Here is a 15403-nt window from a genome sequence, read left to right as displayed (position 1 = left end):
TACCTTATTTTGAGGTTTCCTCTGGTTCTAAAACCGAAGCTTTCAGGGCTTGCTCTATATCGGCCAGAATATCATCCACATGTTCCAGCCCGATTGATAAACGAATAGTTCCCTGCTCAATGCCCACTTCATTGCGCTGCTCTTCGGTTAATTTAGAATGCGTACTGGTTGCCGGATGCGTGGCGATAGAACGTGTATCTCCCAAATTGGCCGAAATGGAAAACATCTTTAAAGCGTCCAAAAACCTTGCCGCTCTTTCCAATCCTCCTTTTGGCACAAACGTAATGATACCGCCGCCTGCTTTCATTTGCTTTTTGGCGATTTCGTACTGCGGATGTGAAGGCAGGAACGGATATTTTACCAGTTCCACTTCCGGATTTGCTTCTAAGGCTGTTGCAACTTTTAACGCGCTTTCGCAATGGCGGTCCATCCTTACGGCTAAAGTTTCCAGGCTTTTACTTAAAATCCAGGAATTAAAAGGCGATAAAGCCGGACCGGAATGGCGCGCAAAACCTTCAATTTCTCTGATCAATTCATTTCTGCCTAAAATAATTCCGCCTAAAGCACGGCCTTGTCCGTCGATATATTTGGTAGCTGAATGAATAGATAAATCGGTTCCATACTTAATCGGCTGCTGCAAATAAGGTGTAGCAAAACAATTATCAACTACCAGCATTGCACCATGTTTTTTAGAGAAATTGCCCAACCATTCCAAATCTATAATATCAATTCCGGGATTGGAAGGTGTTTCTACAAAAATCATTTTGGTGTTCGGCTGGATAAGTTTTTCCCATTCTTCCGTTTTATCCAGATCAGCATACGAATAGGTAATGCCCCATTTTGGCAGAATATTATGCAGCAACTGGTGCGTAGAACCAAAAACCGAACGGCTGGAAAGTATATGATCGCCTTGCTTTAAAAACGCAGCGAAAGTGGTAAAAATAGCAGCCATTCCGGTTGCAGTTGCCCAGCCATCATCCGTACCTTCCAATATTGCCATTTTAGTGATGAACTCGTCAACATTTGGATTGGCATAGCGGCTGTAAATATTCCCTTCCTGCTCGCCGGTAAACAACGCACGCATTTCTTCCGCATCATCAAACTTGTAGCTGGAAGTCATGTAAATAGGTGCCGAATGTTCTTTATGCTGACTGCGTTCCATTTGTGTACGAACGGCTTGGGTTTCGAAATGCTGACTCATGGATATTAGTTGAGCTTATAGGAAAAATTAATTTTTGCTGTTTTATTCAGGATCATGGCAACAGAACAATACTTTTCGAAAGTAAGTTCGAGTGCACGTTGTATTTTTGCTTCGTTTACGGCACCAAAAACATGAAATTCAATGTCGATGGTTTCAAACAAAGATGGCTCCTGGCCTTCAAAACGTTTACCGTTAATGCTGATCTTTAAATCTTCAATCGGTTCTTTTTGTTTTTTCAGGATCGATACCATATCGATTGCGCTGCATCCGCCTAAACCGGCCAGCAAAGTTTCCATCGGCCGGAAGCCTTGATTTTCTCCGCCAATTGCCGGGTTGGCATCCATATCTAAAGTATTTCCCTGTTCATTTTCCGCTTCGAAATGGTAAGCTTTATTTTTTCTGCTGAGGTTGATTTTCATTTCAGTTGTAAGTTTTGAGTTGCCGGTTGTCAGTTCAGGTTTTGTCATTTGCCGTTTTTGTTATTCCAGCGTGCTGCCCTTCTATTATTAGAAGTATAAAGTGTCAGCTTTGTTCGTCATCATCTTCTTTTTGATATCCTTCATAATAGTAAGATTGTTCGATACCTTTAAAAATAATTTCTCTATTGTTTATGTCTCCAGTTAGATTAGCAACAAGTAGCGTTCGTAATTCCAAGTCGTTAATTGGACTGCGTTCCATGGCCTGTAAATAAAGCGTTTTATCTACAAACTGCCAGTTTACTACTTTTTTTAGTCTCTTTTTCAAAAGCATATCCAACCATATCCGCATCGTCCTGCCGTTGCCTTCCATAAAAGGATGCGCTATATTCATTTCCACATACTTTTCAATGATTTCTTCAAAAGTGTTCTCTGGCATTTGTTCCACTTTTTGCAAAATTTCCTTCAGATACAATGCTGTTGCAAACCTGAAACCACCTTTTGAGATATTCCGGGCACGAAGCTTACCGGCAAAATCATAAAGTCCGTCAAACAAATATTGGTGTATTTGCTGTAATCCATGAGTTGTTCCTATCTCTATTCGGTCAATATCACCGGTATCAAACAATCTATAAGCTTTCTCTAAGCTTTTCCTGTCAATATTTTTCATTTAAAGTTTGAAAAGTTTGTCATTGCGGTTTGCTTGCCGCTTTGTCATTTCGACCGTAGGGAGAAATCTTCTTCAAATATCAATGCTTCTTTTATCAACATAAATTCTCTTTTGCTTCGATGAATCCTTTGACAGGCTCAGGATGACAAAGCGTCGTCTTTCCATCGTCGTCTGGCCAAGCACTGATTGCTGAAAGCTGATACCTCTCACCTTTCTACACAATTATTCCCGCCGCAACCGTATTTTTTGTTTGTTCGTTAATTAAAATGAAAGAACCGTTTGCCTGATTTTGCTCATAAGCATCAAAAAAAAGCGGTTGAGCCATTTTAATTTTCACACGCGCAATATCATTCAGTTTGATGGTTTTGGTTTCGGTATCTTTATTTAAAGTGCTGGTGTGCACAATGTAATCCACTTCGCGTACAATTGCCTTGATCAGATTATGACTATGCTCGATCAGATATTTTCCGCCGGGAACCAAGGACTGCGTATCCATCCAGCAAATATCTGCAGTAATTTCTTTGTCTATCTGCGGCAGGTTTGCTGTTTTTACCAGCATATTTCCGCGGGTAATATCCACTTCGTCTTCCAACAATAAAGTAACGGAAGAATGGGTTTCGGCAGTTTTCAGGTCGCCATCAAATGTAACCACCTGTTTGATGGTTGATTTTTGCTGCGAAGGCAGAACGGTAACTTCCTCTCCTACTGTAAACTCCCCGCTGATCACCCTTCCGGCATAACCGCGGTAATCATGAAATTCTTCTGAGTGCGGACGGATGACATACTGCACCGGAAAACGCGCATCGGTTTTGTTTATACTGCTGCTTACATCAACATTTTCAAGGTAATGCAGTAAAGATTTCCCCTGGTACCAGGGCATGTTTTCAGACTCGTTCACCACATTATCGCCTTTTAAAGAAGAAATAGGAATGAAGGTAATGTTTTGTTTAAACTTCGGAAAACCTTCTGCAAACTGCAGGAATGCTTCTTTTATCGCATTAAATTTCTCTTCCTCAAAACCCACCAGGTCCATTTTATTTACAGCTACTACAATTTCCGGGATCTGCAATAAATTGGCGATAAAAAAGTGTCGCTGCGTTTGCTCGATCACGCCTTTTCGCGCATCAATTAAAATAATAGAAAGCTGCGAATGCGAAGCGCCGGTAACCATATTTCGCGTATATTCCACGTGTCCGGGCGTATCCGCAATAATAAATTTGCGGTTTGCCGTGGCAAAATAAATATGCGCTACATCAATGGTGATGCCTTGCTCGCGTTCGGCACTTAAACCATCTGTAAGCAAAGAAAGGTCGAGGTAATCAAAACCTTTGCGTTTGCTTGCTGCTTCTACCGCTTCTAATTGATCTTCTGTTAATGAGCCGGTATCGTACAACAACCTGCCGATCAGCGTGCTTTTGCCATCGTCCACACTGCCGGCGGTTGAAAATTTTAAAAGTTCCATGTTAATTTTTTGGTGATAAAAACAGTATTAGTATTTGGTTGAATGCTGTTTTTATCGATGTTTTTTATGTGAAGAAGGACACACCCCTAACCCCTCTCAAGAGGGGAAATCGCTCGCATACCTTTCTAAACCATAAAAGTAGCAAACTTTGCTTCCCCTCTTGAGAGGGGTTAGGGGTGTGTTTCTTCCAATTTGTCTTAAAAATGTCTGCTAAAAACAGTATTAAAAATATCCCGCCAATTTCCTTTTTTCCATCGCAGCTTCAGAACGTTTATCATCCATCCTCGCTCCGCGCTCTGATATTCGGGAAGATTTAATTTCTTCAATAATATCATCCAAAGTTCCGGCGGTTGAAGAAACAGCAGCAGTACAAGTCATATCGCCAACGGTGCGGAAACGAACATCTTGTGTAAAAACTTCTTCGCCATCCATATTCAAAAATTCTGAATATGGGAAAAGCTGGCCATCTCTCACTAAAACTTCACGAGGATGGGTAAAATAAATACTTGGCAAATCCAGTTTTTCCTGTTTAATGTAATTCCAAACGTCCAGTTCCGTCCAGTTACTGATCGGGAAACAACGCACATTTTCACCGTAATTGATCATGCCGTTTAAATGTCCCCACAATTCCGGGCGCTGGCGTTTTGGTTCCCAGGAACCGAACTCATCACGAACAGAGAAAATACGTTCTTTGGCACGTGCTTTTTCTTCATCACGACGGGCGCCGCCAATACAGGCATCAAACTTAAATTCTTCGATCGTATCTAATAAAGTTACCGTTTGCAAGCTGTTTCTGCTGGCATATTTTCCGGTTTCTTCGGTTGCTTTTTTCTGGTTGATACTATCTTGCACATAACGTACAATTAGTTGTGCACCAATTTTTTCCACCAGATGATCTCGAAATTCAATCGTTTCCGGGAAGTTATGGCCAGTATCAATATGGACCAAAGGGAACGGAAATTTAGCCGGATAAAAAGCTTTACGTGCCAGGTGGACCAGCGTGATCGAGTCTTTTCCGCCTGAAAACAATAAAGCCGGCCGCTCGAATTGTGCAGCCACTTCGCGCATGATATAAATGGATTCTTCTTCCAGTTCTTTTAAATGATTGGATATGCTCATTATTAATGAATGTCTGTTGATTGTGTTAATTCAGGATCGGTAATATCAGCTAATACTTTGGTTTGGTGCAGCCCGCATTCTTTTTTAGAATCTTCCCACCACCATCTTCCGGCACGGGCATCTTCTCCAAACTGAACGGCACGTGTACAAGGTGCGCAGCCGATACTTAAAAAACCCTGATCATGTAACTGATTATAAGGTGTGTGGTTTTGGTGGATAAAATCAGCCACGTCCTGATCGCTCCAGTGCAGCAGTGGATTAAATTTGATGAGCTGGAAAGCCTCGTCCCACTCAAACATTTTAAAATTCTGTCGATTAACAGACTGCGCCGCACGAACGCCGGTAACCCAAACCGCTATGCCCTTTAATGCCCTTTTTAAAGGTTCAATTTTACGGATGCGGCAGCATTCTTTGCGGTTATCCACGGATAGGTACATGCTGTTGATACCGCGCTCGTTAACGAAGTTTTGGATTTCCTGTGCATCAGGATAAAAAGGATCAATCGCTAAATCAAAGATATTTGCTGTGGACGACCAAACTTCGTACGTTTCATTAAACATACGGCCGGTATCTAAAGTAAAAACCTTCAGTGGGATTTTATTTTTGCCGATGATATGTGTAATCACCTGGTCTTCCATTCCGAAGGAAGTTGAAAAAGCAACCTGACCTGGAAAGCGTGACGCAATTAATTGCAATGCTTCTTTTAGCGGTATATTTTCAAATTCTTTTTCGAGTTCTGTCAACTGATTAGCTTCCATGATAATCTATCGGTTTTGTAGGTTTCTTGTTTCAATCATTGGTTGATGGCTTCATGCTTCTTTTATCAGCAAAAATTAATGATATAAATTTGCTTCCGGCATTTATACAGCGCCAAACCTATCATTGCAGTAAGAATATTTTTTTTCATATTCAATTTATAGTTCTCCTTGCGGAGCAGGATTTGGCACCTTGCATCAAAAATTGTAAGCGGGTTGCCAGAGGGTTATGGAGCCTGATCTCTCACCTCTTCTGTATAAACCAAACTATTTTTAGTGTGGAATGCTGCAAAGATAAAAGTTTTAGAGGTAGCTGCAAGGAGAAGTTGTGTGAGTAAGGTAAATTTTTCCTTCTTTTTAGCCGTACAAATTTAAGGAATGTGTAACAAGACTGTTATTGGCTTTAGTGAAACCCTTTGTTTATCAGTATTGTTACTATCACAACCAACTTGAATTTCTCAATTTTACATAGTCCTATTTGAAAATGTTTGATATGATCTTACATGGGTTAACAAAGCTGAAATGAATACGACTAATACAATATGATACATTATACCAGGCTTGCATTTTTTTATATTGAAAAGCTGAAAAAAATACTATTCCTGACGCTTGGCCTTTGTATTGGCCAGGCTTCCGATGCGCAAAATCGTGTTGTTAATGATACCACTACCAACTTAACATTACAACAATGTATTGATTATGCATTGCAGCATCAGCCTTTTCTGCAGCAATCGTTAATCAATGTATCGATTGCAAGGACAACCAATCGTATTAATTTAGCTGCTTGGTTACCACAAGTTAATGTGGCGGGTAACCTAACACATTATAACGAATTACCTACTACTTATGTAACTACTACCGCCGGCGGAACTCCTGTACGGCAACAGACCGGAGTAACTAACAGTTTTGTACCAGGCTTGGCCGCCTCACAAGCTTTGTTTAGCCCTAATCTTTTATTTGTTGCCAAAAGTGCGCCGCTTTATATTAAAGAAGCAAAACAGGTTACTGATAGTACTAAAATAAATGTTGTGGCATCGGTTAGTAAATCCTTTTACAATTTACTGCTCACACTTGAACAGATCAATGTTTTGAAAGAAGATACAGCGCGATTGGGCAAAAACGTGAGAGACGCCTACCACCAATATGTAGGCGGTATTGTTGATGAAACGGATTATGAGCAGGCTACTATCACGCTCAGCAACTCTAAAGTCCAGTTAAAACAGGCAACAGAAAATGTAGTTCCGCAGTATGCCAGTTTAAAACAATTAATGGGTTATCAGCCAGAAAAACAATTTAACGTCAGTTTTGATACGCTGAAAATGATACAAGCGGTTAATCTGGATACTACCCAACAGTTGCAATATGAAAAGCGGATAGAATATCAGATTATTAACACGCAGAAAAGTATTCAGGACCAAACCATTAATTATTACCGTTTTGCTTTTTTACCGAGCTTATCCGCTTTTTACAATTACAATTTAGCTTTTTATAACAACAGCTTTGCTGACCTTTTCAGTAGCTCCTATCCCAATTCTACAGTAGGATTATCAATCGGCATACCCATTTTCACTGGATTTTCGAGATTAAATAATCTTCGCAGGGCAAAGCTACAGCAACAGCAGATTGGTTTAAGTGAAGTAAACCTTAGATCACAGATATATACGGAGTACACCACCGCTTTGGCAAATTATAAAAGCAATTTGTACAACCTGCGCGAGCTGCAAAAAAATGTTGTTCTGGCAAAACGGGTATATTTTGTGGTTACGCTTCAATATCAACAGGGAGTAGTAGCGTACCTGAATGTGATTACTGCTGAATCAAATTTAATAAACTCAGAAATCGGCTACTTAAATGCCTTATTCCAGCTACTGTCAAGCAAAATTGACCTGGAAAAAGCGATGGGAAATATAACCTACTAATCTATAAAATGCTTAACCTAACCTTTATGAATAGGGCAATATCGAATATAATTATCATCAGCTGTTTTGCTTTATTTTCCTGCAAGAAGAAGCAGGCGCCTTCTGATCCTTCGGTCCCGGTTAATTTAATGAAAGCAAAAGCAGAAAACGTTCTATATTATGATAAATATCCTTCCACTACAGCAGCTTTAAGTCAGGTAAACTTGCTTCCGCAAGTTCCTGGCGCTATTACCGGAATATTTTTTAAGGAAGGCAGCCATGTAAAAAAAGGACAAAAGCTTTATGAAATTGACAAACGTTTATACCAGCAAAATTATGCTGCAGCAGTAGCTAACCTACAGGTGCAGCAGGGAAACCAGGTACAGGCAAAACAGGATGAAGACAGATATGCCTATTTGAACAAGTACAACGCAGTTGCCAAACAACTATATGATCATGCAGTAATTGCCTATCAAAATGCTAAAAATACGGTTAAATCTGCAGAAGAAGCGGTAAGAACAGCACGTACCAATTTAGGTTATGCCGTTATTTATGCGCCTTTTAGCGGAACAATAGGTTTCAGTCAGGTTAAATTAGGTAACGTGGTAACCGCTGGCTCTACTGTTTTAAACACCATTTCTACCGATAATCCGATGGCTGTTGATTTTTTGATCAATGAAAAACAGATTGCCCGGTTTGACGCGCTTAAAAACAGCAGGCATCTCATGGATTCTTTGTTCACCCTCCTGCTACCGAACAATTCCCTTTATCCGCATACCGGAAAAATTTCGGTGATAGACCGAGCAGTTGATCCGCAGACGGGAGCAGTACGTATCCGTCTGGTTTTTGATAATCCGACAAACGCTTTGATAGCTGGCATGAGTTGTATCGTGAGGGTCCATAACGAGGAAACAAAGCCTCAGATTTTAATACCCAACAAAGCTGTTACCGAGCAAATGGGCGAATATTTCGTTTTTACTGCAAAAGACAGCTTAGTAACCGATTCTGCTGGCCAGAAAAATAAATCCGGCAAGATGCCAAAGCGCCGGAAACTGATGGCATTACAAAGAAAGGTACAGGTTGGACAAACCATCGGCCCTGATATCATTGTTAAAAAAGGTATCAATGAGGGAGATAAAATTGTGGTTGACGGTGTGCAATCCCTGCATGACGGCTCACCCATAACTACAGCTAACAAAGTTGCCCCTTCGCAAGGCGGTAAAGGCGGCAAGCAATGATTAGCTAGGCTGAAGGAAAAATTCAACGTTTATTTATTTCGGGTAAGAATAATTTATGATTGCTAATACGTTTATCAAAAGGCCGGTTACCGCCATCGTTATCTCCATTGTACTGGTTTTAACTGGGGCCATTTGCATTCTCAATCTTCCCATCGATCAATATCCTGATATAACACCTCCAATTGTACAGGTAAACGGCCAGTTTACCGGTGCCGATGCCCAAACTGTTGAGCAAACGGTAGCTACTCCCATCGAGAGCCAGGTAAACGGTACACCGGGCATGGAATACATGCAAAGCAACAGTACCAATAACGGGCTGATGACCATGAACGTTACGTTTAAAATAGGTACTAATATTGATGTTGCCGCATTAGATGTTCAAAACCGGGTAAGTATTGCCACGCCATTATTACCTGCTGTAGTTAGCAGATTGGGGTTAACCGTCCGCGCGGTAAATCCAAGTATGCTGATGATGGTTGCCATCTATGCCCCAAAAGGCACACACAATATCACCTTCCTGGATAACTACACCAACATTTTCGTGCAGGATGCTTTGTTACGTGTGCCGGGAGTGGGAAGCATCAATCGTTTTACAGATGATTTTAGCATGCGCATCTGGATGAACCCGGATAAAATGGCTGCCTATAGTTTAACACCGGCAGATGTAATCAATGCACTAAATGCACAAAACGTACAGGTAGCTGCAGGAACTGCCGGTGTACCGCCGCAAGCTTCCACCCAGACTTACGAATTAGGCATACTGGTAAACGGGCGTTTAAGCAAAGCAAGCGAGTTCGAAAATATCATTGTAAAAACAGTACCGGCAAGCGGCGAGCTGGTTTACCTTAAAGATGTGGCCCGGGTAGAACTGGGTAAATTCACGTTTTCCAGCAATTCTTTTGTGGATGGAAAACGGGCGTCATACCTGCAGATATACCAGGCGCCCGGCAGTAATGCATTAGAAACAGCAAAAGGAGTTTATGAAACTTTAGCTAAACTGAAGCAAACGTTTCCTTCGGATGTATCCTACAGCGTTCCTTTTGAATCGGTTACGGTCGTAAAAGTTTCTATGGATGATGTGGTCTGGACCTTGTTGAAAACATTAGGACTTGTTGCTGTTGTAGTATTTTTATTCCTGCAAAACTGGCGCTCTACGCTCATACCTGTTTTGGCCATCCCGGTATCCATATTTGGTACTTTCTGCTTTTTTATTCCGCTTGGCTTTACCATTAATACATTAACCATGTTCGGTTTTGTACTGGCTATTGGTATTGTGGTTGATGACGCCATCATTGTTGTGGAAGCAGTACAGCATTACATCGATCATGATAATATGTCGGCAAAAGAAGCAACATATCAAGCCATGAAAGATATTTCGGCGCCCGTAATTGCTATTGCGCTTATTCTTGCAGCAGTGTTTGTTCCGGTGGGATTTATTCCGGGAATTGTAGGCAGATTATACCAGCAATTTGCCATCACTATAGCTATCTCCGTAATTATATCTGCTTTTATCGCCTTGTCTTTAACACCTGCTTTGTGTTCGTTGCTACTGAAGCGTACTGATCCTGATAAACAGGCAAAAGGTTTGAATAAATGGTTTGGTAGATTTAATGCCTGGTTTGACCGCGTGACAGCTAAATACACCAATGGCGTAAAAAAGAGTATTCAGGGCACTCGATATGTCGTTATTTTGCTGGTAGTTGTTTGCATAGGTACATATTTTATGTTTCAGGGAAAAGCATCAGGATTTATCCCTTCAGAAGATGACGGAAACTTATACGTTACTTTTCAACTACCACCGGCATCTTCAACAGCTCAATCTGTAGAGGTGATGTCCAGAGTGATGAAAGTAGTAGGCTCTACGCCGGGTGTGGCTCATTATGCGGCGTTATCAGGTTTAAATGTGATAACCAATGCGAGCAATTCAAATAACGGTACCATTTATTGCCAGTTGGCGCCGTGGGACCAACGCAGTAAATCAAGCGAACAAGTACCAGGTATCATCGGTGTGATGCAGAAACGTATAGCAGATGCCGGAATAAAAAATGCCGATATTGAAGTAATCCAGCCTTCGCCATTGCCCGGAGTAGGTACAACTGTTGGTTTTAGTTTGCAGATAGAGCAGCGCAGTACAACGGATGATATTCATCAATTTGAAAAAGTGGTAAACCGGTTTGTGGCCGAAGCAAATAAAAATCCGGCAATAACCAAAGCTTACAGCTTTTTTACAGCTCATACACCTAATTATAATTTAACAGTTGACCGGCAGAAATGCGAGAAGCTTGGGGTTAACGTTTCAGATGTATTTACAACCATACAAGCTTTTATGGGCAGTTTGTACATAAATGATTTTACAACTTACAACCGTACTTTTCACGTAGTTGTGCAAGCCGATACTGCTTTTAGGGCTAATATTTCTGCAATGAATAAATATTATGTACGAAATCAGGCGGGTGCAATGGTTCCGTTAGGTACACTAATCAGTTATTCGCCTACGGAAGCAGCACCGCTTATTTCGCACTTCAATATATTCCGTACTGCCGAAATTGACGGATCTTCTGCGCCCGGTTATAGCAGCAACGATGCTTTAACAGCTTTACAAAGCCTTGCTGCAAAAAATCTTCCCGAAGGCTACACCTTTGAATTTTCAGGTTTGAGTTATGAAGAAGTAAAAGCAGGCTCGACCACGATTTATATTTTCCTATTTTCCCTGACCTTCGTATTTCTATTCCTGGCAGCATTATACGAAAGCTGGTCTGTTCCGCTTTCGGTACTGCTGGCTGTGCCCATCGGAGCTTTCGGTGCCATACTGGCATTGGTGCTTGTGCCCAGCCTCACCAATAATGTTTATGCCCAAATAGGTTTAATTACCCTGATCGGCCTTGCAGCTAAAAATGCTATTTTGATTGTAGAATTTGCTAAAGTCCGGGTTGATCGCGGCGAAGATCTGTTACAATCCACTCTTGATGCAGTCAGCTTGCGTTTACGTCCGATCATTATGACTTCCCTGGCATTTATCCTGGGTGTATTGCCGCTCGTGCTGGCAACAGGTGCAGGTGCAGTTGCCCGCAGAACAATTGGATTTACTGTTCTGGGCGGTATGCTTGCTGCTTCTACCATCGCCATATTTGTTGTTCCTGTGCTTTACGTGCTGATCACCAGGTTTTCTTACGGAAAGGAAAAACTGGAGTACTTAAAAGCGCATCATGACGAGTTGATGGAAAAGGAGAAAAAAGTGGAAGAGCAAAACATTGATCCGGAACTGGAATATGAGATCAGAAAATCCCGTGAACTGAGTAATTTAGATCAGGCATGATTTCGAATACATTTATCAAAAGGCCGGTAACGGCGATTGTTATTTCATTAGTATTGATGATTTCAGGAACGATATGCCTCCTTAACCTTGCTGTTGACCAATACCCGAACATTTCGCCGCCCAGCGTTTCTGTAAACGGATCTTATACCGGCGCCGATGCACAAACGGTGGAACAAACAGTTGCCATTCCGATTGAAGAACAGGTAAACGGAACACCAGGCATGGAATACATGCAAAGCACCAATACCAACAGCGGCGGGATGGGCATCAGGGTAACTTTTAAAATCGGCACCAATGTTCAGATTGCGGCATTGAACGTGCAGAACCGCGTTGGTATCGCTTCTCCGTTATTGCCTTCTGTCGTCAGTAAAATTGGTTTAACCGTCCGGGCCAGCAACCCAGATCAGTTAATGCTGATTGGCATTTATTCTCCAAAACATACCCACAATATTACCTTTCTCGATAATTATACCAACACGTTTATTGAGGATGCCATCTTACGTGTTCCGGGTGTGGGCGATGTTTCTGCCCGCACCGATAACTTTAGTATGCGTATCTGGATGGACCCGGATAAAATGGCTTCCTACAGTTTAACACCATCAGATATTACGGCCGCTTTAAATGCCCAAAACGTTTATGTTGCTGCAGGTTCTGTAGGTTCTCCGCCACAGGAATCGTCTCAAACAAAAGAAGTTGGCATTTTGGTGAATGGTATGCTGAACAAAGCAAAGGATTACGAAAATATAGTGGTAAAAACAGTACCGGCTACCGGGGAACTGGTTTACCTGAAAGACGTGGCAAGGGTTGAGCTGGGTAAATTTACTTTCTCCAGCAATGCTTTTGTTGATGGCAACCGGGCGTCCACCATCCAGGTTTACCAGTCGCCGGGAAGCAACGCTTTACAGACGGCCGAAAATGTATATGCAGCACTGGCAAAGCTTAAAAAATCTTTCCCGGCCGATGTGGATTATAAAGTTCCTTTTGAATCGGTAACCATTATCAAAGTTTCTATTCAGGAAGTAGTGGGCACTTTGCTGAAAGCACTTGGTTTAGTTGCCCTGGTAGTGTTTCTTTTCCTGCAAAACTGGCGTTCTACCCTCATCCCTATTTTAGCTATCCCGGTATCTATCCTGGCTACTTTCTGCTTTTTTATTCCGCTTGGCTTTACCATAAATACCTTAACCATGTTTGGTTTTGTGCTGGCTATTGGCATTGTGGTAGATGATGCCATTATTGTGGTGGAAGCCGTACAGCATTATATTGATCAACAGAAAATGTCTGCAAAAGAAGCTACCTATCATGCCATGAAAGAAATTTCGGCGCCGGTGATCGCTATTGCCCTCATTCTGGCCGCTGTATTTGTTCCGGTGGGTTTTATTCCGGGAATTGTAGGACGATTATATCAGCAGTTTGCTATCACTATTGCCATATCCGTTATTATTTCAGCCTTTATTGCCTTGTCTTTAACGCCGGCTCTTTGCACCTTGCTTTTAAAACCTACTGCCCCTTATACCGATAAATCAAATTTTGTTGTCAGGTTCTTCCATCATTTCAATGGCTTTTTTGAAAGACTGACCGTAAAATATACCGGCGCTGTTGATAAAAGTATTAAACGTTCCAGGTTCATCATTATCCTGTTGGTTTGCATTTGTGCCGGCGCTTATCTTCTCTTTAAAAGCAAGCCCTCCGGCTTTGTGCCTTTAGATGACAGTGGCCGTTTGTACATTACCTACCAGTTACCCGAAGCTTCTGCAACCGTACAGTCTGTTAACGTGATGACCAAACTGATGAAAGTAGTGGGATCAACGCCCGGGATATTGCACTATACAGCCATATCCGGTTTTAACATTCTTAACGGAGGCGCTAACTCTAATAACGGCTCGATGTTTTGTATGCTTCAGCCCTGGGACCAGCGCACAACGCCGAAAACAAAAATCCAGGGACTGACCACGGAGATTAAAAAAAGAATTGCTAAGGCGGGCATTAAAAATGCGAATGTGGTGGTGATCCAGCCGCCACCGATCAGAGGGATTGGCCTGGCAGCAGGTTTTAGCATGCAGCTCGAACAAGGCAGCTCGCAGGATGATGTACATGCTTTTGAAAAAGTGGTTAAAAAATTTGTTGCGGCAGCACAAAAGAATCCGGCAACCTCAACTGCTTTCAGTTATTTTTCTGCCCATACGCCAAGTTATAACCTTACCGTTGACCGGGAAAAATGCGAAAAATTAGGCGTTAACATCACAGATGTATTTTCTACAATGCAGGCTTTTATGGGCAGCCTGTTTGTAAACAATTTTACGCTTTACAACCGTACTTATCACGTAGTTATCCAGGCTGATACCAGTTATCGCGCACTCGTATCCGATATCAATAAATATTATGTACGTAACCAGGCCGGGCAAATGCTGCCGCTTAGTACTTTAATCAGTTATAAACCCATTGTGACTGCACCGCTAATTTCACATTTTAACATTTTCCGCTCTGCTGAAGTGGATGGCTCCATTCCGCCGGGATACAGTTCAGGGCAGGCCATTGATGAACTGAAAGCATTAGCTGCCAAAACGCTGCCCCGAGGCTATACGTATGAGTTTTCCGGCCTGAGCTATGAAGAATTAAAGGCCGGCTCTACAACCATTTATATTTTTATCTTATCCATTACCTTCGTTTTTCTTTTTCTGGCCGCCTTATATGAAAGTTGGTCGGTGCCGTTTTCTGTGATGCTGGCCGTTCCGGTAAGCGCTTTTGGCGCCGTGCTGGCCTTAACGCTTGATCCGAAGCTTACCAACAATGTTTATGCACAAATCGGCCTGATCACTTTGATCGGCTTATCTGCAAAAAATGCGATCCTAATCGTTGAATTTGCTAAAGTGAGGGTTGACCGCGGAGAAGAATTGATCCAATCTACATTAGATGCCGTGCGCCTGCGTTTGCGGCCAATCATCATGACTTCCATGGCTTTTATCCTCGGTGTGTTACCGCTTGCTTTGGCCACCGGCGCCGGCGCAGAATCCAGGAATACCATAGGTTTTACTGTTTTAGGCGGCATGATCGCCTCTTCAACCATTTCCATATTTATCGTTCCGGTGCTTTTTGTGCTGTTCACACGCCTTTCTTATGGCAAAAAACAGCTCGACTGGCTCCTTGCCCATCATGACGAACTGATGGAAAAAGCTAAAAAAGTGGAAGAACAGAATATCGACCCAGAACTGGAGTATGAGATTGCGCAAGCCAGTGCTTCCCATAAAGCTGATCTGGAAAATAAGCAGAAAGAAGGCCCTGAATAAAATTGTCTTTTGGAGCCCGTTTAAGTTTTGTTTTGATGTTTGAT

General features: G+C 42.0%; 10 protein-coding genes and 1 riboswitch. Of the genes, 4 read left to right on the top strand and 6 right to left on the bottom strand.

Annotated elements, in window-relative coordinates:
- Positions 1–4: 4 nt before the first annotated feature.
- The 6 genes from GO621_RS11115 to GO621_RS11090 form a co-directional block, all read right to left on the bottom strand.
- A complete protein-coding gene (locus GO621_RS11115; RefSeq protein WP_157566995.1) occupies positions 5–1201 on the bottom strand; it encodes a trans-sulfuration enzyme family protein in 1197 nt (398 codons plus the stop codon).
- 5 nt (positions 1202–1206) lie between these two features.
- Positions 1207–1668, bottom strand: a complete 462-nt coding sequence (locus GO621_RS11110; RefSeq protein ID WP_232335636.1) for an OsmC family protein — start codon at positions 1666–1668, stop codon at positions 1207–1209.
- Between the two features lie 55 nt (positions 1669–1723).
- Positions 1724–2287, bottom strand: coding sequence for a protein adenylyltransferase Fic (fic, locus tag GO621_RS11105; protein ID WP_157566993.1), 564 nt, complete (start codon positions 2285–2287; stop codon positions 1724–1726).
- A 214-nt stretch (positions 2288–2501) separates the two neighbouring features.
- Positions 2502–3749 (bottom strand): sulfate adenylyltransferase subunit 1, encoded by a 1248-nt coding sequence (locus tag GO621_RS11100; protein ID WP_157566991.1) that lies wholly within the window; start codon positions 3747–3749, stop codon positions 2502–2504.
- 222 nt (positions 3750–3971) lie between these two features.
- Positions 3972–4868, bottom strand: a complete 897-nt coding sequence (cysD, locus tag GO621_RS11095) for a sulfate adenylyltransferase subunit CysD (RefSeq protein ID WP_157566989.1) — start codon at positions 4866–4868, stop codon at positions 3972–3974.
- A gap of 2 nt (positions 4869–4870) precedes the next feature.
- Entirely contained in the window at positions 4871–5626 is a 756-nt protein-coding gene (locus GO621_RS11090; RefSeq protein ID WP_157566987.1) for a phosphoadenylyl-sulfate reductase, read from the bottom strand.
- A gap of 153 nt (positions 5627–5779) precedes the next feature.
- A riboswitch (SAM riboswitch) is annotated at positions 5780–5887 on the bottom strand.
- Positions 5888–6165: 278 nt separating this feature from the next.
- Between GO621_RS11090 and GO621_RS11085 the strand changes: the two genes are divergently transcribed.
- Genes GO621_RS11085 through GO621_RS11070 form a run of 4 tightly spaced genes read left to right on the top strand, consistent with a single transcriptional unit; the run spans position 6166 to position 15359 of the window.
- Positions 6166–7542, top strand: coding sequence for a TolC family protein (locus GO621_RS11085; protein WP_157566985.1), 1377 nt, complete (start codon positions 6166–6168; stop codon positions 7540–7542).
- Positions 7543–7550: 8 nt separating this feature from the next.
- Positions 7551–8759, top strand: coding sequence for an efflux RND transporter periplasmic adaptor subunit (locus tag GO621_RS11080; RefSeq protein WP_198170220.1), 1209 nt, complete (start codon positions 7551–7553; stop codon positions 8757–8759).
- 55 nt (positions 8760–8814) lie between these two features.
- A complete protein-coding gene (locus tag GO621_RS11075; protein ID WP_157566983.1) occupies positions 8815–12075 on the top strand; it encodes an efflux RND transporter permease subunit in 3261 nt (1086 codons plus the stop codon).
- Positions 12072–15359, top strand: coding sequence for an efflux RND transporter permease subunit (locus tag GO621_RS11070; protein ID WP_157566981.1), 3288 nt, complete (start codon positions 12072–12074; stop codon positions 15357–15359). Before GO621_RS11075 ends, GO621_RS11070 begins: the two co-directional genes overlap by 4 nt.
- Positions 15360–15403: the final 44 nt, after the last annotated feature.

This window comes from Mucilaginibacter arboris (genome assembly GCF_009754915.1).
Classification (GTDB): domain Bacteria; phylum Bacteroidota; class Bacteroidia; order Sphingobacteriales; family Sphingobacteriaceae; genus Mucilaginibacter_A; species Mucilaginibacter_A arboris.
Note: the sequence above shows the minus strand (reverse complement) of the source record. Positions and strands in the feature narration are given on the sequence as shown.